The sequence below is a fragment of the Rhodococcus sp. FG69 genome (genome assembly GCF_057808915.1).
In genome coordinates this window covers 119454-141857 of record NZ_JBMDIX010000014.1, presented here as the reverse complement: position 1 = coordinate 141857, position 22404 = coordinate 119454, and the positions used below count along the sequence as shown (strand labels likewise).

Sequence of the window (22404 nt, the reverse complement as noted above, 5' to 3'; positions counted from 1 at the left end):
TGTTGCGGGGGTCGAATTCGGCGTATGTGATTTTCACGTCGGGGTCGACGGGTCGACCGAAGGGTGTGGCGGTTTCGCATGAGGCTGTGGTGAATCAGTTGGTGTGGAAGCGGGCTGAGTTCGGTTTGGGTGTGGGGGATGTGGTGTTGCTCAAGACTGCGGCGACGTTCGATTTGTCGGTGTGGGAGTTTTGGTCGGCGTTGGTGTCGGGTGCGTCGGTGGTGGTGGCGTCGGTGGAGGGTCATCGGGATGCGGCGTATTTGCATGAGTTGATGGTGGCGGAGTCGGTGACGACGTTGCATGTGGTGCCGTCGATGTTGTCGGCGTTGTTGGCGGTGTCGGGTGGGGTGTTGTCGGGGTCGTTGGTGCGGGTGTTGGCGATCGGTGAGGCGTTGCCGGGTGCGACGGCGCAGTGGTTCCGTCGGGGTAATGCGGGTGGTTTGTTCAATTTGTATGGTCCGACCGAGGCTGCGGTGTCGGTGACGGTGCATGAGGTGGGTGCGGGTGATGTGTCGGGTGTGCCGATTGGTGTGCCGGAGTGGAATACGGGTGTGTTGGTGCTCGATGAGCGGTTGCATCCGGTGCCGGTGGGTGTGTCGGGTGAGTTGTATTTGGCGGGTGTGCAGTTGGCGCGTGGGTATGTGGGTCGGGTGGATTTGACGGCGGAGAGGTTTGTGGCGAATCCGTTTGTGGGTGTTGCGGGTGTGGGTGTGGGTTCGCGGTTGTATCGGACGGGTGATGTGGTGCGGTGGAGTGGTTCTGGTGAGTTGGAGTATGTGGGGCGTAGTGATTTTCAGGTGAAGGTGCGTGGGTTCCGGATCGAGTTGGGGGAGATCGAGTCGGCGTTGCGTGGGTTGGGTGGGGTGGTCGATGTTGCGGTGGTGGCTCGGGTGGATGAGTTTGCGGGGGATCAGTTGGTGGCGTATGTGGTGGGTGGGAAGGGTGTGGATGGGTCGAGGGTTGAGTTGGATGTGGGTGCGGTGAAGGCGGAGTTGGGTGGACTGGTGCCGTCGTACATGGTGCCGTCGGCGTTTGTGGTGTTGGATGCGTTGCCGTTGAACGTGAATGGGAAGTTGGATCGTGCGGCGTTGCCGGATCCGGTGTTCGAGGCTGTGGTGTTTCGGGCTCCGTCTACTCCGGTGGAGGAGGCGGTGGCGCGGGTGTTTTCCGAGGTGTTGGGTGTGGATCGGGTGGGTGTGGATGATGATTTCTTTGCGTTGGGTGGTAATTCGTTGATTGCGACGCAGGTGGTGTCGCGGTTGGGTGTGGCGTTGGATGCGGTGGTGCCGGTGCGGTTGGTGTTCGAGGCGCCGTCGGTGGGTGCGTTGGCGGTTCGGGTGGAGCAGTCGGTGGGGTCGGGTGTGCGGGTTCCGTTGGTGGCGCGGGAGCGTCCGGAGATGGTTCCGTTGTCGTTGGCGCAGCAGCGGATGTGGTTCCTCAACCGCTTCGACACCGAGTCCGCGGTCAACAACATCCCGGTGGCGGTCCGGCTGTCGGGATCGCTCGATATCGAGGCTCTCAATGCTGCGGTGCGGGACGTCCTCGCGCGCCACGAATCGCTGCGCACGGTCTACCCGGACACGGATGGCATTGCCGCACAGGTGATTCTGCCTGTTTCGGCTGCTGCACCGACGTTGGAGCCTCAGCCTGTGGATCCGGCGGACGTTGCTCGACGAGTAGAAGCAGTCATTTCGGCTGGATTCGACGTGACCACCGAGTTGCCGATGCGAGGCGAACTGCTTCAGGTCGCGGAGGACGAGTACGTCCTCGTTCTGGTCGCGCACCACATCTCGGCCGACGGATGGTCGATGGGGCCGCTCACCCGCGATGTGATGATCGCGTATGCGGCGCGTTCGGCTGGTGAGGCGCCCGGTTGGGCTCCGTTGCCGGTGCAGTACGCGGATTACGCGTTGTGGCAGCGTGAGGTTCTCGGTAGTGAGGACGATCCGGATTCGATTGCCTCGCAGCAGGTTGCGTACTGGAAGAGTGCACTGGCCGGTCTACCGGACGAACTCAATCTCCCTACCGACCGCACTAGGCCGTCGGTGCGCAACTACGTGGGCGGGAAAGTTCCATTCCGCATCGACGCGGACACCCACCGGGCTCTGGTGGACGTGGCGCGGACAACGTCGAGCACGCTGTTCATGGTCGTGCACACTGCGATGGCGGTATTCCTCGCCAGGATGTCCGGTACCGACGACATCGCTATCGGCGCGCCCATCGCGGGTCGAGGACAGTCCGAGCTCGACGACATGGTCGGAATGTTCGTCAACACTCTGGTGTTGCGGACTCACGTCGAGCCCGACCGATCCTTCACCGAGATTCTCGCGCGAGCGAAAGAGGCAGATCTGCAGGCCTTCGCTCATGCCGACATCCCGTTCGAACGGCTCGTGGAGGTACTCAACCCCGAACGGTCCACCGCCCGTCATCCGCTCTTCCAGGTGGCGTTGTCGTTCGAGAACCTCCCGTCGACCGATCTGCAACTGCCGGATCTTCATGTCAGCGGTGTTCCGTTCGAGGCCCACATCGCGAAATTCGATCTCTCGCTCACTCTGCGCGAGCACGTGCTCGGTGACGGCGAACTCGACGGTATCTCGGCTGAGTTCTCTTATGCCGCAGACATGTTCGACGAGTCGACGATTTCCGATTTCGCGGTGCGATTCGTCCGCTTGCTCGACGACGCGATCGCGAACCCGTCTCGACCGGTCGGCGATCTCGCACTCCTCGATGCCGGCGAAGCCGATGCTCTGACTCACGTCTTCGGTGGTGATGCTGGTTCGGCCACGACACTGCAGGAGATCCTGACAGCGGGCGTCGCCCTCGACCCCGACGCCGTCGCCGTACGGATATCGGGCAGACCGGTGACCTACCGCGAACTCGACGAGTCGTCCTCGCAGCTGGCGCGGACGCTCATCGAACGAGGAGTCGGGCCGGACACTGTCGTTGCACTCGCGTTCCCGCGCTCGTACGAGATGCTCGTATGCGTCTGGGCGGTAGCCAAGGCAGGCGGTGCGCACATGCCCGTCGACCCGAACTATCCGACGGATCGGATCGAACACATGCTGTCCGATTCGGCTGCCGTCGTGGCGATCACGGCGTCGGAATACGTCGATGCGTTGCCGGGCGAATCCTGGTTGCTGCTCGACGACGTCGCGCTTCGCCGAGAGGTCGACGCACGGTCCACCGAGCCGATCGCTGACGGAGAGCGCCGTTCGGCACTGACGACCGACCACGCGGCGTACGTGATCTACACCTCGGGCTCGACGGGGCTGCCCAAGGGCGTCGTCGTCACCCACGCGAGCCTGCGCGGCGTGCTCGATTCCGCGGTCGAGTTGTACGGGGTGACATCGGCGAGTCGCTTCCTGCACATCTGCTCGCCGAGTTTCGATCCATCGGTTCTCGAATGGATGGTCGCGTTCTCCACCGGCGCTCGACTGGTGATCGTTCCTTCCGACGTCATCGGTGGACCGGACCTGGCAGAAATCCTTCTCTCCGAGAAGGTCACTCACTCGATCATCACGCCGGCCGTGCTGGGGACGATGGACGCCGACGGCATGGACGACCTGGAGGTCCTCTCCGTCGGTGGAGATGTGACGACGCCTGAGCTCCTTGCGCGGTGGGCACCCGGCCGGCGGTACTTCAACGGCTACGGCCCGACGGAGACGACGATCATCTCCTCCTACGCCGAACTCGAGCCCGGTCGACCGATCACCATCGGTTCGCCGGTTCGGGGCACGGCCGCGCTCGTCCTGGACGGCCGACTGCGGCCCGTCCCCGTCGGCGTTGCGGGAGAGCTCTATCTCGCGGGCGAGGGACTCGCTCGCGGCTACCACGAACGCGGTGGGCTGACCGCTTCCCGGTTCGTCGCCGATCCCTACGCGGCACCAGGTGCGCGGATGTACCGCACCGGGGACCTCGTCCGGTGGACCACGCGCACAGGCACCTTCGAGCTCGAATTCGTCGGGCGATCGGACTTCCAGGTCAAGATCCGTGGATTCCGGGTCGAGCTCGGTGAGGTCGACGCGGCGCTGACCGCTCACGACTCGGTTGCGTTCGCAGCCACCCTCGGGAAGAACCTTCCCTCGGGTGCAACGGTTCTCGTGTCGTACGTCCTGCCGACGGTCGGCGCTACCGTGGATCAGGCCACGCTGACGGAGTTCGTCGGCCAGACATTGCCGTCGCACATGGTGCCCGCGTCGATCGTCGTCCTGGACGAGGTCCCGTTGACCCCGGTCGGCAAACTCGACCGACGCGCGCTCCCGGAACCGGTGTTCCAGGAGCAGGTGTTCCGCGCAGCGGAAACCGACATCGAGGAGATCATCGCCGAGGTGTTCGCAGATGTCCTGCGCGTGCCGCGGGTGGGTGTGGACGAGTCCTTCTTCGCGCTCGGCGGCGACAGCATCGTGTCCATTCAGCTCGTCTCGCGTGCCAAGGCCCGGGGTGTGTCCTTCACTCCGCGGGACGTGTTCGAACGACGATCGGTGGCCGGTCTCGCCGAAGTTGCTGTGCGGGTCAGTGATTCGGACCGCCCCGCCGTACTCTCCGAATTGCCGGGCGGCGGCGTCGGCTCGATGCCGCTGACCCCGATCATGCGCAAGGTGACGGCAGCGGGCGGGGGCCTCGACAGGTTCTCGCAGTCGGTCTCGGTGAGTCTGCCTGCCGGAATCGACGAAGACGTGCTGACTGCGACCCTGTCGGCAGTGATCGACCACCACGACATGTTCCGGGCGGTGTATGCGGGCGGCGAACTGAGCGTCCGGGCTCAGGGCACTGTCGACGTGGGCGGCGCGCTCGAACGGGTGCGCGTCGATGCGTCGATCTCCGGGGCCGACCTGGAGGCCCTCGCCTCCGACAGGTTGAACGCCGCGATGGGGCGCCTCGCCCCCGCAGCGGGAGCCATGGTCCAGTTCGTCTGGTTCGACTTCGATACCGAGACGGACAGGGACGATCGTCGCGGAGTCCTGCTCATCGTTGCCCATCACTTCGTCGTCGACGGCGTCACCTGGCGCATTCTGCTCCCGGATCTTGCGGTTGCATGGTCGCAACTCGCTGCAGGCCAGGCCGTTTCGCTTCCGGCGGTCGGCACCTCGATGCGTCGTTGGGCGCACGGGTTGGTCCAGGCCGCGGCGGCTCCTGCGCGCCGCGAAGAGTTGCCGATGTGGACATCGTTGGCGGACATCGACGATCCACTCCTGGGTCGGCGCGCGTTCGATCCGACTGTCGACGTGGCCCGCACCGTCGAACGCGTCGAGGTCGACATCTCACCCGACGTCACCGACGCGTTGCTGACCACTGTCCCGCGTCTGTTCCGGGGCGGTGTCAACGACGGCCTGCTGGCAACGTTGGCGTTGGCGCTCGCACGTTGGCGCGAGAACCGCGGGATTCACACCACGAGTTCACTGTTCGCCCTTGAAGGGCACGGACGTGAGGAAACGGTGGTGCCCGGGGCCGATCTGTCGCGGACGATCGGCTGGTTCACCAGCGCCTACCCGCTGGCGCTTCGTCTGGACGGGCTGGATATCGGCGAGGCGTTCTCCGGCGGGCCCGCCATCGGTTCGGCGGTCAAGGCAGTAAAGGAGCAGATCCTCCAGATCCCTGATCGCGGAATGGGCTACGGACTACTGCGGTACCTCGACGAGGAGACGGCTGCAGAGCTGGAGTCGGTACCGGCGGGGCAGATCAGCTTCAACTACCTGGGTCGAATCTCGGCCACCGAGATCCCGGCCGAGCTCGCGGATATCGGATGGGCACCCACCGGGACGCTCGGTTCGCTCACTGCGTCGATGGACGACGACATGCCCGCGAACTCGACGATCGACATCAACGCCATCGTCACGGACAGCCCGGACGGTCCGAAGTTGGGCGCCACGTTCGCGTTCCCGACCGGACTTCTCGACCGTGCGGACGTCCGGGAGTTGGCCGATCTGTGGACCGATGCGATGCGTGCTCTGGCCGGACACAGCCACACCGCCGAAGCAGGTGGATTGACGCCGTCGGATCTGCCGCTGATCGAGTCCACTCAGGCCGAGATCGATACGTGGGAGTCGAAATACGAGCCTGTCGAAGATGTCTGGCCGCTGACGCCGTTGCAGTCGGGCTTGTTGTTCCACGCGATGATGACCGAGACGACGGTGGACGTCTACACGATGCAGGCGGTGCTCGACCTCTCCGGCGTCGTCGACACCGAGCGACTCCGCGCATCCGGGCAGGCGTTGCTCGATCGCCACGCCAACCTCCGAGCTGCGTTCGTGTCCGACAGTGACGGACGGCCGACTCAGGTGGTTGTCGGCGAGTTGAAGCTGCCGTTCCGCGAGATCGATCTGACTCATCTGGCCGAGGCCGAACGACGGGCCGAGGCGAAGCGGATACTCGTAGCCGCACAGGCGGAGCGCTTCGACATGTCGGCGCCGCCGCTCATCAGGTTCACGCTCATCAAGGTGGCCGAAGATGCCTGGCACCTCGGTATCACCAGTCACCACATCCTGCTCGACGGATGGTCGATGCCGTTGCTCATGCAGGACCTGTTGGTGTTGTACGCCGTGCATGCGGACTCGTCCGTGCTTCCGCGGGTGCGTCCGTTCCGCAACTTCCTGTCCTGGCTCGACGGTCGGGACCGAGGTGACTCGCTCGATCGATGGGAGGATGCTCTGCACGGCGTTTCCGAACCGACACTGCTCACCGAGAGTGTGCGGCGTTCCGGTGGGGCACCGGTCATCGACAAGATCGAGGTGTCGCTCTCCGAGGAGCGGACCGCCGCGCTGAGCGCCATGGCCTCGGATCTGGGCGTCACCGTCAACACCGTGGTGCAGGCAGCGTGGGGAATTCTGCTGGGCCGTCTGACCGGGCGTTCCGATGTCGTGTTCGGTGCCACCGTTTCGGGGCGTCCGGCCGATCTCGCCGGCGTGGAATCGATGGTCGGTCTCTTCATCAATACGCTGCCGGTCCGGGTCGATATCGGTGATCGGCGCTCGCGGGCGGAGACCCTCGTTCGACTGCAGGGTCAACAGGCGGACCTGCTCGATCATCATTACGTGGGGCTCACGGAGATCCAGCAGCGAATCGGCCTGGACAGGCTGTTCGACACCCTGCTCGTGTTCGAGTCGTATCCCATCGACCGTGACGCGATCGCAGCGGCCAGTTCGGTCGACGGTCTGCACATCACCGGTGTCGGTGTCAACGACGCCACGCACTATCCGTTGACCGTGCTGACGGTGGTCGAGGCACAGTTGGAGCTGACATTCAAGTACCTCGACACGTTCCTCGACGGTCGGTACGTGAGCGAACTGAGTCGATGGTTCCTCTCGATTCTCGATGCGTTGATCGACGAGCCGAACGGGCAGGTCGGGACGATCGACATTCTCGATGCGGGCGAGCGAGAACGCATTGTGACTGCCTCCACGGGACCGGAGTCCGGCACGCTCGGAGCCGGAGGATCGTTCGGGTCCGACTTGCAGATACTTCCGAAGGTATTGGCGGAGGTTGTCGAGGACGATCCCGAAGCCCCGGCGCTCATATCGGGCGAGGACGAAATCAGCTACCGAGCACTCGACATCGCGTCGTCGAAACTCGCTCGTTCGCTGATCGAACGGGGCGTCGGACCGGGAACGTCGGTAGTGGTGCACCTCACGCGTTCGACGACGGCGATCGAGGCGTTGTGGGCGGTGGCCAAGACGGGTGCGGCGGTCGTTCCGTCGCAGCCCGGTTCGAGTCGCCAGGTCGGTGACGCGCAGTTCGGTGTGACCGTCGGCGTTCACCTGGCGACGGCACCGGACGGTCCGACCTGGGTCGTGGTGGACAGCGTCGACTTCGGGCGCGAAACGGCAGATCGCCCAGGACATCCGGTCTCGTACACCGACCGGCTCCAGCCGCTGTCCGGAGACCACACAGCGATCACGCTGTCCTCGGGCTCGCTCACGCAATCGGAGCTGATGCACCGTCTCGGTGAGTACGCCGAACGGTTCGAACTGACCTACGACACACGTAGCTTCCTCTACGGTTCGTTCGACTCCGACGCGTCGATATTCGAGGCGTTCGCGGTGACATCGCGCGGAGGCGCGCTGATAATGGGTGAACCGAACGTCGGCGCCGACTCGGTGGTCGACCTTCTGTTCGAATCGTGGGCGACGCACGCGTTCGTGCCGATGGACGTACTCGAAGGATCGGGTCCGGACGACCTGGACGATCTCGTAGTGGTGGTCGTCACAGATGGTCCAGCCACGGGAGATGCGGTCGACGCGTGGGCAGACGGGCGCACCGTGACGAATCTGTAGGTGCCGATCGACCTCGGGGACTTCCGGTAACGATTTCGCACGAAACCGGGATAGATCCCTGAGGCGAAGAAGTAGATCTGGGGTCTGCTCCTTCGTCCGCGCGGGGAGAACTGAGGACGGCTCGGTAAACTTGGCTGTTCTCGTTCCCTGCCCGAAACGGGCGACCGAACGTCGCTCGTTGGATTCGATCGTGTGTCCTCGACGGCGGTCACGGGTAACGCGTGGGCCGAACAACGAATTGTCGACAACGAAGGTGATCCGCATACATGACGTTCCGCACTCCTGGAAGATCGAACACGGGCTCGGCGACATGAGTGCGAGTGAATCCCGCGCTCGGGTCCCTGGCGCGACTCGTGGCGCCGGTCGTCGGTCGCGTGGAGAACGTCCGACGCGTCGGACGGGTGTTCGTGCGGAGCTGTTGTCTCAGCTACTCACCGGTGCTGTCGAAACGGCGGGTGAGAAGGCTGCCCTGACGTGTGCGGGCACGGAGCTGACCTACCGCGAACTCGACGAACGGTCGTCGCAGTTGGCGCGGGCTTTGATCGATCGAGGGGTCGGGCCGGGTGACAGAGTGGCACTGGCCCTGCCGAGGTCGATCGAATCGGTGCTTGCAGTGTGGGCGGTCGCCAAGACGGGTGCCGCATTCGTGCCGGTGGACCCGACCTATCCGCTCGATCGCATTCGACACATGGTGTCGGATTCCGGCGCAGTCCTCGGCCTCACCGTTTCCCATCACATCTCGGATCTCCCCGGCGGCGTGGACTGGCTTGCGCTGGACGATTCGGCACTGTTGTCGGCCGTCGAGGCACGGCCATCGCATCCGATCTCCTACGCGGATCGGGTGCGGCCGCTGCTCGAATCGCACGCGGCCTACATCATCTACACCTCCGGTTCGACGGGAATGCCGAAGGGCGTCGTCGTCACCCATTCCGGGCTCGGCCCGCTCGTGGCTGCCGAGCGCCCGCATTACGGGCTCACGTCCGACTCCCGAATGTTGCACATCTGCTCGCCCAGCTTCGATGTCTCGGTTCTCGAATTGCTTCTGGCGTTCACGTCCGGCGCGACGCTCGTCGTGGCTCCGCCCTCGATCAAGGGGGGCCAGGAACTGGCCGACCTTCTGCGTGCCGAACGTGTGACGCATGTACTTATCACTCCAGGGGCACTGGGATCGGTCGATCCCACAGGACTGCCGGATCTCGCAGTGGTCGTCGTCGCAGGCGACACGTTCACCGGTGAGCTCGTCGCGAGATGGGTGGATGCCGAACGCGGTGACGGATTGCCGCCACGCCAGTTCTTCAACGGATACGGGCCCACCGAGGCAACTGTTCTCGCGACCAGCACTGCGCCGCTTCCCGCAGGGGAGTCGCCGGTCATCGGCACCCCGATCGCAGGACTCGGTGCATTCGTACTCGACACCCGGCTTCGACCGGTGCCGGCGGGTGTCAGTGGAGAGCTCTACCTTGCAGGTGCGCAGCTTGCCGAGGGTTACAACGACCGCGCGGCGCTGACGTCGGAGCGGTTCGTGGCGAACCCGTTCGCAGACGCACCGGCGGGTATCGCCGGTGTGCGCATGTACCGCACGGGAGACGTCGTTCGACGTGACGTCGACGGCGTCATCCACTACCTCGGCCGGTCCGATTTCCAGGTCAAGATCCGTGGCTTCCGGATCGAGCTGGGTGAAATCGACAGTGTGCTCACCGCACATCCACGGGTACAGTTCGCGGCCACCGTCGGCCACGAATTGCCCTCGGGTGATGCCGCATTGGTGTCCTACGTGCAGTCGATCGACGGCGGCGCACTGGATGGCGGTGCGCTCGACGTCGGCGAGCTCGCCGACTACCTGGGCAGCGTGGTGCCCGCGCATATGATCCCGGCTCAGATCATCGAGTTGGACTCGGTTCCGCTCACTCCCGTCGGCAAGCTCGACCGCGCTGCCCTTCCGGCTCCCGTGTTCGCGGCCAGGGAGTTCGTGGCGCCGGCGACCGAGCTGGAGCAGACCGTCGCGGACATCTTCGCCGAGGTCCTCGGAATCGAACGCGTCGGCAGAACCGACTCGTTCCTCGACCTGGGTGGCAATTCCCTCGCTGCGACCAGGCTGGTTGCGCGTCTCGGTGCAGCACTCGACGTCCGAATCCCGGTGCCGTTGCTGTTCGGCAACCCTGTCGTCGAAGATCTTGCGCGCGAGATCTCCTCGCGAACTCTCGGCGATGCCCGCGCCGCATTGGCACCTCGGGTGCGCCCCGATGCCATCCCACTGTCGCTGGCCCAGCAGCGAATGTGGTTCCTGAACAGGTTCGACACCGAGTCCGCCGTGAACAACATTCCGGTGGCGATTCGGCTGTCCGGCCGACTGAACGTACAGGCGCTCTCTCACTCCATTCGTGACGTGATCGAGCGGCACGAGTCGCTGCGGACGTCCTACCCCGACGTCGACGGTATCGGGTATCAGGTCATCCAGTCCGTCGACGACGTGTTCCCCGAGTTGACGCCGGTCGTCGTCGAACCGAGCGACGTCGCCATGGCGGTGCGCGACATGGTGTCGACAGGGTTCGACGTCACAGTGCAGGTGCCCCTTCGTGTTCGGCTTCTGCAGGTGTCGGACGAGGAGCACGTTCTGATCCTCGTCGTGCACCACATCTCCGGTGACGGGGTCTCGATGGGCCCGCTCACTCGTGATGTGATGACGGCGTACCACGCGCGTAGCCAGAACGCGCTGCCTAACTTCGCGCCGTTGCCAGTTCAGTATGCGGACTACACGCTGTGGCAGCGCGACGTCCTCGGGTCCGAGCACGAGCCCGATTCGGTCATCGCCGATCAAATCGAGTACTGGACTTCGGCGTTGGCGGACCTGCCGACCGAACTGGGTCTGCCGTTCGATCGACCGCGGCCCGCTGTCGCGTCCAATGTCGGTGCTACGCACACATTTACGATCGACACCGATACGCATCGACGCTTGAAGGCATTGGCGACGGAGTCGGGCGCCAGCGTCTTCATGGTCGTGCACGCGGCACTCGCGGTTCTGCTGTCACGTTTGTCGGACTCCGCGGACATCGCGGTCGGAACGCCCGTCGCAGGTCGCGGTGAGGAAGCGCTCGACGACCTCATCGGCATGTTCGTCAACACACTCGTACTCCGAACCGACGCGTCGCCGAACCTCGGCTTCCGCCAGTTGCTGAACGACACGCGCAACACCGATCTCGAGGCATTCGCACATGCCGATCTGCCGTTCGAGCGTCTGGTGGAGATTCTCGATCCGGAACGAAGTGCAGCGCGCCACCCGATCTTCCAGGTCATGCTGACGTTCCAGAACATGGAACCGACTCGGTTCGCCCTCCCCGGGTTGACGGTGGCGGGCGTCGACCTCGATCTCGATATCGCAAAGTTCGATCTGCAGTTGGCCATCACCGAGATGCTGTCGGACGCGGGTGCCGAGGGGCCGTTGGTGGTCGAATTGACCTACGCGCGAGACATCTTCGACGAAGACACCGCGGTGAGTTTCGCTCGTCGACTGACTGCGGTCGTGAACGCGGTCGTCGCCGACCCCGATGTCGTCATCGGGGACATCGACATCCTCGACGCGAACGAGCGTGCGCACCTGAGCGATGTCCGCTCCGAAGCCGTCGATTCGGGTGATGCCACGCTCCCCGCACGCTTCGAGGCTGTTGTCGCTGCCAATCCGGAGGCGCCGGCCGTTACGAGTGGCGACGTCACACTCAGCTATGCAGAGCTCGACAGCGCCGCCAACCGAGTTGCACGAGCGCTGTCGAACAAGGGAATCGGTCCCGAAAGTCTCGTTGCGGTGGCTCTCCCTCGATCCGCCGATCTGATCGCTGCCATCCTCGGTGTCCTGAAGGCCGGTGCGGGATACCTGCCCGTCGACACGAGCAATCCGGCCGAGCGGCTGTCGTACATCCTCGGCGATGCGGCCCCGAGCGCGGTGATCACGTCCTCGGGAGAGGTGGAGTCGCTCGGTACGCTCGAATGCCCGGTCATCTTCGTCGACGGCGCGGAGCTTGCCGAATACGACGGATCAGCCCTTTCCGGTGACGAACTCCCCAGCGGTATCTCCGCTGGCAACGTCGCCTACGTGATCTACACGTCGGGCTCGACGGGGCGACCCAAGGGCGTCACCGTCACCCACCGAAATGTCACGATGCTGTTCGCGGCCGCAGCGAAGAGATTCGAGTTCGGGCGCGAGGACGTGTGGACGATGTTCCACTCGTACGCATTCGACTTCTCGGTATGGGAGATCTGGGGCCCGCTGTTGGCGGGTGGACGGCTGGTCACCGTGGACTACTTCACGTCCCGCTCACCCGACAAGTTTCTCGAATTGCTCGCACGCGAACGTGTCACCGTCCTCAACCAGACGCCGTCTGCCTTCGCGCAGCTGGCCGAGGCCGAACGGTCTGCGGGAGAGCGTGCTGCCGAGTTGTCGTTGCGCTACATCGTATTCGGTGGCGAAGCGCTCGATCTGGGGTCCCTCGATCGCTGGTACGCCCGCCATCCGGACGGACCGCTGCTGGTCAACATGTACGGCATCACCGAAACCACCGTGCACGTGTCGTACCTGGCGCTTTCGCGTGAGCTCGCCCATCGCGCAACGGCCAGTGTCATCGGCGACGCCTTGCCCGGATTGACTGTGCGAGTTCTCGATTCGAGGCTCGGTCTCGCTCCGGTCGGCGTCGACGGCGAGCTGTACGTCAGCGGTGCGCAGCTTGCGCGAGGCTACCTCGGCAAACCCGCTCTGACGGCCACTCGGTTCGCCGCCGATCCGTTCGGGCCGAGCGGATCGGTGATGTACCGAACGGGCGACCGCGGTCGCTGGAACGCGTCCGGGCAACTCGAGTACGCAGGTCGTAGCGATTCACAGGTGCAGCTACGTGGATTCCGGATCGAACTCGGTGAAGTCGAATCCGCGCTGTTGCGCGACGCCGACGTCGCTCAGGTGGTGGCCATCGTGCGCCGTGACGTCCGCGGCGTCGCCGGCGCAGGGGATCGGGCCACGGAATCGTTGGTCGCCTACGTCGTACCGTCGGCGGGCGCGAGTATCGATCTCGCCCGACTGCGGTCCATTGCCGCCCAGTTCCTCACTAGCTACATGGTTCCGGACGTCATCGAGATCCTGGACGAGCTACCGCTGACCGTCAACGGCAAGCTGGATCGTCGCGCCTTGCCGGTTCCGGTGTACGCATCCGCGTCCGCCTTCCGCGCGCCGAGTACTCCTGCCGAGAAGGCGGTTGCCGAGGTGTTCGGGCAGGTTCTCGTCCACGACGCCGTGGGCGCGGACGACTCGTTCTTCGAGCTCGGCGGCAACTCGCTCGACGCGACCAGGGTCATCGCGCGATTGAACGCAGCGCTCGGTAGCGACGTGACGGTTCGTGAGCTGTTCGAATCACCGACGGTCGCCGCTCTCGCGTCGTGTGCAAGCCGGCGTCTCGGCGTCGGGGGCCGCAGAACACTCGTCGCTGCCGAACGGCCGTCGCGCATCCCGCTGTCGCTGGCCCAGCAACGAATGTGGTTCCTCAATCGACTCGACCCTGGCTCGTCCGTCTACAACATCCCGCTGGCGATTCGGCTGTCGGGTGAGCTCGATCTCGGTGCACTCGACCTCGCCATTCGCGATGTCATAGACAGGCACGAGAGCCTGCGCACGAGCTACCCGTCGGACGAGGACGGGCCGTTCCAACAGATCGGCGACGTCGCGGATGTCGGGCTCGATCTGGCGCCGATCGCCTGTGCCAGCGAGATGGAACTGATCGACCGAGTTCGCGAGACGATCACACGTGGTTTCGACGTGTCGAGCGGCGTACCGGTGCGTGTGCAGCTGTTCGCGCTCGCCGAGGACAATCATGTCCTCGCCGTCTCCGTGCATCACATCTCCGCCGACGGGGTGTCGATGGCTCCGCTGGCGCGTGATGTGATGACTGCCTACGTGGCGCGGACGTCCGGTTCGGCGCCCGCCTGGGCCCCGCTACCCGTGCAGTACGCGGACTACGCGCTCTGGCAGCACGACGTTCTGGGCACTGCGGAGGACGCCGACTCCCTCGCCGCAGCACAACTTCGATACTGGACGGAGCAGTTGTCGGGAGTTCCCGACGAGTTGGACCTGCTTACGGACAGGCCGCGTCCGCCGCAGCAGTCGATGCGTGGGCGCTCGTGGTCGACCGAACTGTCTGCGGAATCGACCGAGTCACTCGCTGCGATCGCGCGTGAGAACAACGCCTCGCTGTTCATGGTCGTGCACAGCGCGTTGGCTGTGCTGTTGGCTCGCATCAGCGGCGGACGGGACATCGCAATCGGTACAGCGGTAGCCGGCCGCGGTGATGCCGCCCTCGACGGACTGGTCGGAATGTTCGTCAACACGCTCGCTCTACGAGTCGATGTCGATCCCGCCGACCGATTCGGCGATCTTCTCGACCGGGTGCGGAACGTGGACCTCGGAGCCTTCGCCAACGCGGATGTCCCGTTCGAGAGGGTGGTGGATGCGGTCGCCCCGGCGCGATCGGTGGCCCGACATCCGATCTTCCAGGTAGTCCTGTCGCTGCAGAACCAGGAGCAGGCAAGCCTCGAATTGCCGGGACTGTCCGTTGCGGTGCTCGATGGTGCCGAACTGGCGGCCAAGTTCGATCTTCAGATCACGGTCGAGGGCGTCGGCGATCGGCTCCGCATCGTCTTCACGTACGCGACGGATCTGTTCGACGAAGAGTCGGTTGTCCGGCTCGGCGAGCGGTTCACGAAGGTGCTCGATGCTGTCGGTCGCGACACCGAACTGATCGTCGGGGACATCGACATGCAGTCCGATGCCGACGCCGACGCCGGGCACGTTCTCACGGCGCCGTCACCCGACGACGTTGCGTCGCCGTCGGTGGTCGAGGGTGCGACCCTCGCGCAAGTGCTGCGAACCGTGGTCGACGACGATCCCGACGCCCCGGCCATTTCGGTCGGTGATGTCGACATCACATTCGCCGAGGTCGACGAGAGGTCTTCACAACTCGCTCGTGAACTGATCGCACGCGGCATCGGTCCTGGCGATTCGGTGGTCGTGGCTGTTCCGCGCTCCGAGGAGCGTGTCGTCGCGCTGTGGGCCGTCGCGAAGAGCGGCGCTGCGACGGCAGTCGAGGCGGCCGACTCTGCTGCTCTCGGCATTGCTGCGACCGCAGACGGTGTCGAGAATACGGTCGACGAGTGGATCGTTCTGAACGCGAAATCCGTGATCGACTCGGTCGCCGGGCGCTCGTCACGTCCCGTGTCGTATTCGGAGCGTGTGAGATTGCTTCGGCCCGAGGATCCGTTTGCATTCTTCGATGACGCTCGTGAACCGATATCGCACGGCGACGTCGTCACACTTGCCGATTCACTGCGCGAGCACATCGGGTTGACCTACGAGTCCCGCACGTACGGGACTGCGGGATTCGGTAACGTTTGGTCTGCAATGGAATGGGTGCTCGCGTCGTCCACCGGTGCGGCGATGGTGATTCTCGACTCAGGACAGGCCAATTCTGTCGATGTGGTCGCTGTCGAACACTGGGTGACGCACGCATTCGTTTCCGGGGCAGAGGCCGAGGCCCTCGGTGACACTATCGACGCCGAGGACCTTGCCTCGGTGGTGCTCGTCGAGCATCCGATCGGAAATACGCTCCCAACCAGTCGTTCGACGGCGGGCTGGACAGTATTCGGCTGATAGCCAGGGCGCCGCGCAGGGGCAGGGGGAGAGTCTGCGCGGCGCCGTAAAACCGTCATAGAGAATGTTTGTGACGCAATTCTCGTAAATTCGCTGATTATCTCGGTTTTATCTCGACGCGTCCGCAATTGTTAATCTTCACGTCATCTTCGTGCGCGAATGTGAATCGTGAGTAATTGCAGATTTCGCGTCCCTTGGTAGCCTTCATGGTAGGTCCGAATATGGTACGAAATGCCTGTGATGCAGAAATAGGCTATTTTGTCCGATTTGGATCCCAAAAGTCAGTCCGAATCCCTGACCGACTGCGAGGACACGCTTACCGATGAATCCGACGAATTCCAACGCGCACCGTGGCGCTTCCGGCGAGACGGCGGTCGAGCGCTCGCCCAAGTCGGGCACATCGAAGGGGCGCAAGAAGGACAAGCGCGCGCCGCGCACGCGCCGGGTTCGCTCGGTCTCGTTGCCGGATGTGTTGGCCGCAGCGGTGGAGCGAAGTCCGGATTCGACGGCAGTGGTCTGTGGTTCGGCGAGCGTGTCGTACCGCGACATCGACGGTCGGTCGTCCCGCTTGGCACGTGTGTTGGTGAACGCCGGCGTCCAGGTCGACGGGTTCGTGGGTGTGGCGCTGCCGAGGTCGGTGGAATCCGTCCTGTCGGTGTGGGCGGTAGCGAAGTCGGGAGGCGCGTTCGTTCCGTTCGATCCGGGTTATCCGGCCGATCGTCTGGAACGGATGGTCCTCGACTCCGGTGTCCGGATCGGCGTCACCCTGAGTGAGTTCGTACCGGCACTGCCGACGAGTGTGCAGTGGATCGTGCTGGATGACCCCGTCGTCGAAGAACTGCTGGCGGGGGTCTCGTGCGAGCCGATAACGGCGGTGGATCGGGTCGGGCGCATACGGCCGGAGTCCGCTGCCTACGTTGTCTACACCTCGGGCTCGACAGGTGTTCCCAAAGGCGTGGTGGTCACCCAAGCGGGATTGGCCGATTTCGCGGCCGAGCAGCGCACGCGCTACGGATTGGCGGCGGACTCGCGAACGCTTCACTTCGCCTCCCCGAGCTTCGATGCGTCCGTGTTGGAGTTGCTGCTGGCGGTGGGTGCGTCCTCGACGATGGTCGTGGCAGAGGCGTCCGTGTTCGGTGGGGTCGAGTTGTGGAAGTTGTTGGTGTCCGAGCGCGTGTCGCATGCGTTCGTGACGCCCGCCGCGCTGGCATCGGTGGATCCCGAGGGATTGCCTGATTTGCGCGTGGTGGTCGTGGGTGGCGAGGCGTGGTCGCCCGAGCTACTGGCGCGCTGGGCAGTCGAGCGGGGTGACGGTCGGGGTCTTCGTGAGTTCTTCAACGGCTACGGTCCGACCGAGACGACGATCATGTCCAATATCTCGGATGCGCTGGTCGCGGGCGCGGTGGTGTCGATCGGTGCTCCCATTCGCGGGATGTCGGCGGCTGTACTCGACGATCGGCTACGTCCGGTGGTCGGTGGTGCGAAGGGCGAACTGTACGTCTGGGGGCCGGGGGTAGCTCGTGGCTACCACAATCGCCGGGGGCTGACGGCTGCGCGTTTCGTCGCCAATCCGCTGGTCGGGGACGGCAGTCGTATGTACCGCACCGGCGATGTCGTTCGTCGCGTGCCCGAATCGCACGAGATCGAGTACGTGGGACGCAGCGACTTCCAGGTCAAGATCCGCGGCTTCCGCATCGAGCTCGGTGAGATCGATGCCGTCGTCACCTCCCATCCCCAGGTCGAGTTCGCGGTCACCGTAGCTCGTACGGGTCAGCAGGGGGCCGCCGCGACCGTGCTGGTGACCTACGTACTGCCGGTGGTGGAATCGACCCTCGACGTATCGGTGATTCGGCGGTGGGTGAAGGAACGGCTGCCGCGGCACATGGTGCCGGCGCAAGTGGTCGCGCTCGACGAACTACCGCTGACGCCGGTGGGCAAGCTGGATCGAGCTGCGTTGCCCGAGCCGACGTCGATCGAACGCGAGTTCCGCGCGCCCGGCTCCGCCACGGAACAGGTCGTCGCAGGCGTGTTCGAGGATGTGCTGAAAGTCGAGACGGTGGGCCTCGACGACGACTTCTTCGAACTGGGTGGCAACTCGTTGATCGCAACCCAGGTGGCGGCGCGATTGAGTGCCACGCTCGGCCGAACGGTCTCGATCCGAACCCTGTTCGAAAGTTCGTCCGTGGAGTCACTCGCAGCATCCGTGGCGATGGCATCCGAGATCGACGAGCGGCCACAGCTGATCAAGGGCGAACGTCCGGATCGAGTCCCGTTGTCCCTTGCGCAACAACGCTATTGGTTCCTCAATCAATTCGACACCTCGTCGATCGTGGACAACATTCCGATCGCCGTGCGCCTGTCCGGCAATCTCGACGTCGACGCCCTTCAAGCGGCCGTCGCCGATGTCGTCGACCGACACGAGGTGCTTCGAACCTCCTACCCGAACGAAACCGACGGCCCCTCGCAGGCAGTGTCACCCGCCGCGCTCGCTGTTCCCGATCTGACGCCGGTTCGAGTACGTCCAGAAGACGTGTCCGAGCGCGTGCGCGAGGCGGTGACCCGACGGTTCGACGTCACCGAGGCTCCACCGGTGTTCGTCCGGCTCTACGATGTCGACGACCCGAGCACGGAACACGCTCGCGACTACGTACTAGTCATCGTCGTGCATCACATCAGTGCCGATGGATCATCTCTGCCTGTGCTGGTCCGCGATGTCATGATTGCGTACGCGGCACGTGCAGCCGGGCAGACCCCGCAGTGGTCGCCGCTGCCGGTGCAGTACGCAGACTTCGCCCTGTGGCAGCGCGAGGTGCTCGGTGACGAATCCGACCCTAAGTCGCTGCTCAGCACGCAGATCGCGTACTGGCAGGAGCAGCTGGGCGGAGTCGCTCCCGTGATCGACTTGCCCACCGACCGTCGGCGTCCAGAACGGCAGTCGTTCGTCGGCGCGGCAGTGCGGTCGATGCTCCCTGGGGATGTCCATCGAGGCTTGACGGCTGTTGCGCACGAGCACGGTGCCTCGCTGTTCATGGTGGTGCACACCGCCCTGGCGGCGTTGCTGAGCCGCGTGAGCGGCTCCGGCGACATCGTCGTCGGCACACCTATCGCGGGGCGCGGGGACGAAGCGCTGGATGGGCTCATCGGCATGTTCGTCAACACACTCGTGCTCAGGACCAGGATGGACCCGTCCGCCAGCTTCGTCGACTCGCTTGCCGACGTCCGCGAAGTGGACCTCGCTGCGTTCGCGAACTCCGACGTTCCCTTCGAGCGGGTCGTCGAAGCGATCAATCCGCCGCGGTCCTCTGCGTACAGTCCGCTGTTCCAGGTCGGCTTCTCGTTCCAGAACATCGCACACAAGGACCTCGAGCTGCCGGATCTGGCTGTCCGACCCGTCGAGTTCGAATCGAACGTCGCCAAGTCCGATCTGCATTTCACCATCACAGAACGTGCCGACCGCGGTGGCGATGCCGCCTTCGGGATCGAGCTGTCCTACGCGACAGATCTTTTCGACGAGACAACGGCGCAGTCGATGCTCGATCGTTTCGTACGGGTCCTCGGTTGCGTCGTCGACGATGCAGACGTGCGCATCGGCGACATCGATCTGATGAGTGCTGCCGAGCAGCGCTCGATGGTGCACTCCGCAGATCGGACCTCACATCCGATCAGTCAGTCCGCGACCCTCGTCTCATTGTTCGAAGCACGCGTGTCCGACACGCCGAACAACGAAGCGGTCGTCGCAGACGGACAGCGGTTGACCTTCCGGCAATTCGACTCCCGGGTCAATAGGGTTGCGCGCTACCTGATCTCGCGCGGAGTCGGGCCGGAGTCGGCGGTCGCGCTGTCGATCCCGCGGGGACTCGATTTACTGGTGACGATGTACGCGGTCGTCAAGACCGGTGCCGCGTACGTTCCCATCGACAGTGGTAATCCTGCGGACCGCAACGCATACGTGATCGACACGGCCGAGCCCGTGTTGGTCGTCACCGGCCCCGGTGACTCCGCAGGCTGGCAGACCACGGCGCCGACGGTGGCGGTGGACGAGATGGATCTTGCCGGATTGTCCGACGAACCACTGGACGACTCCGAGCGGATCGCGCCGCTGCGACCGGACAATACTGCCTACGTCATCTTCACCTCCGGCTCGACCGGCAGGCCCAAGGGTGTGGCGGTCTCACACCGCGCGATCGTCAATCAAGTGGAGTGGTTGCGTACCACCTTCGGGACTGGGAGCGGCGACAAGGTTCTGGTTCACACGGCAGTGACGTTCGATCTGTCCGTGTGGGAGTACTGGGGTGCGTTGCTCGCAGGCAGTACAGCGGTGATCGCGGAGCCACGCCTGCACGCGGATCCGGCGTACCTCCTCGAAGTTGTCCGTGCCGAGGGCGTGACGACTCTCGGTCTCGTGCCGACAATGCTGAACGCGCTGCTGACTCACTCGTCCGGGGTGCTTCCTGCGTCGATCCAGCGGGTGTATTCGATCGGTGAAGAGCTCCCGGCCGGTCTCGCACAGTGGTTCCGGCGCCGCAACGCCGGAAAGCTCGTGAATCTGTACGGGCCGACCGAGGCGGCGGTGTCGGTGACTCATCACGAGGTGGGGAACACGGACAGGTCTGTCGTGCCCGTCGGGGCGCCCGCGTGGAATACCGGATGCCTAGTGCTGGACGACAGAATGAACCTCGTTCCGGCGGGTGTCGGCGGCAATCTGTACCTCACCGGGGTTCAGCTCGCGCGCGGGTACACCTCACGTACGGCCTTGACGGCCGAGCGGTTCGTCGCCGATCCCTTCGGCCGCAGCGGCGCACGCATGTATCGAACCGGAGACCTCGCTCGATGGAATCGCGACGGCGAACTCGAGTACCTCGGCCGTACGGACGAGCAAGTCAAGGTTCGTGGCTATCGCATCGAGTTGGGCGAAGTCGAATCCGCTCTCCGCACGCACAGCGACCTCACCGACGTAGCCGTCGTGGCGCGCGAGGACGGCGAGCTCGGCCACCGGTTGGTGGCCTACGTAGTTCCGTCCGACGGTCGGACGGTCGATCGAACCGCGCTGCAGTCGTATCTATCGGGCGAACTACCGTCCTACATGATCCCCGCTGCGTTCGTCGTTCTGGACGGCCTTCCCCTGAATTCCAGCGGCAAGGTGGACCGTCGAGCTCTGCCCGCCCCGGTGTTCGACAAGGTGCAGTACCGTGCGCCGAGCACGGAGACCGAGGCGCTGGTGGTACAGGTGTTCGCCGACACTCTCGGCGCTGGACGAGTGGGTGTCGACGACGACTTCTTCGATCTCGGTGGCAACTCCATGGTCGCGGTGCGAATGGTGGGAACGCTTGGTTCGGCACTCGGTCGTGACGTGCCGCTACCGTGGGTGTTCGGTAGCTCTACGCCCGCCAAGTTGGCCGCACGCATCGAGCGCGATCCGGGTGCATCCGAAACGGGTGGACCGTTCGACGTCCTGGTTTCTCTCCGCGAGGGCAGCTCCGAGCAAGCACTATTCTGCTTCCATCCCATCACCGGGACGGCGTGGGCGTTCGCAGGCCTCGCGCCGTACCTCGACTCAGATTGCGCGATCTACGGGGTGCAGTCTCCCGCGCTGTCCGGCGAGCGGGTGTTGCCGATATCGATCGAGGACTGGGCAGAGCTGTACGTGCGCGAGATCCGCGCCGTTCGACCTACCGGGCCGTACCACCTACTCGGGTGGTCTATGGGCGGGGTGCTTGCGCACGCCGTCGCCGTTCGGCTACGGGCACTCGGGCACGAGGTCGCGACTCTCGCCGTCATGGATGCGACCATAGGAAGAACGGAAGGCCGCACGACGGCACTGCCGACAATGGTCGATCTGGTGGGCGAGTTCGGCGGCGACAACGACCGCGACCTCGCCGAACTCGACGTGCAGGGCGTTGCCGAACTAGCGGCGACGTTGCCGGCGCCGTTCGATGCGCTGACGCGAGAACGTATCGAGATCATCGTCGACGGGATCGGGCACTCCGCGCAGGTGCTGGCTGCCTACGAGCCCGTCGAATTCGACGGTGACCTGCTGTACTTCACCGCCGGACTCGACGATCCGTCGGGTGAATCGGGTGTCTCGACCTGGCAGTGCGCTGTGAATGCAGAGCGCACGGTCAACTACCCGATCGCGACGTCGCACTGGAAACTGGCCTCGCCCACGGCGTTGGAGAGAATCGGACCGATACTGAACAAGTGGATCCTGGGTGGTCGCTGAGATCCAACAGTAGTGGGACGAGTTGTCCCGAAAAAGCATTCAGTCGAATGCTTTTTTTCGAGTGAAATGGACTTCGACCCGGTTTTTTCTCGGTCGTAACGCCGGACGGTTCGCGACGATGCGGTATATATGGACTCAGTTCGTCGTTGTAAACCTGTGCGGGGCGGCAACAGGAGCTCGGCCCTCCCGGGCTATTCGAGCTGCCCTCGTGTCGAGATCTGAGGGTGCGTCGT

3 protein-coding genes are annotated in these 22404 nt (G+C 64.5%); all 3 read left to right on the top strand.

Annotated elements, in window-relative coordinates:
* Positions 1 to 8270, top strand: an 8270-nt coding sequence (locus ACODSO_RS13445; RefSeq protein ID WP_489037324.1) for an amino acid adenylation domain-containing protein, incomplete at its 5' end; no start/stop codon positions are given.
* A 310-nt stretch (positions 8271 to 8580) separates the two neighbouring features.
* Positions 8581 to 15951, top strand: coding sequence for an amino acid adenylation domain-containing protein (locus tag ACODSO_RS13440; protein WP_489037332.1), 7371 nt, complete (start codon positions 8581 to 8583; stop codon positions 15949 to 15951).
* A gap of 322 nt (positions 15952 to 16273) precedes the next feature.
* Positions 16274 to 22171, top strand: a complete 5898-nt coding sequence (locus ACODSO_RS13435; protein WP_489037323.1) for an amino acid adenylation domain-containing protein — start codon at positions 16274 to 16276, stop codon at positions 22169 to 22171.
* Positions 22172 to 22404 lie beyond the last annotated feature (233 nt).

Excerpts from the sequence above, each read along its gene's own strand:
- ACODSO_RS13440 (WP_489037332.1), top strand. The coding sequence starts at position 8,581 with ATGAGTGCGAGTGAATCCCGCGCTCGGGTCCCTGGCGCGACTCGTGGC.
- ACODSO_RS13435 (WP_489037323.1), top strand. The coding sequence starts at position 16,274 with ATGAATCCGACGAATTCCAACGCGCACCGTGGCGCTTCCGGCGAGACG.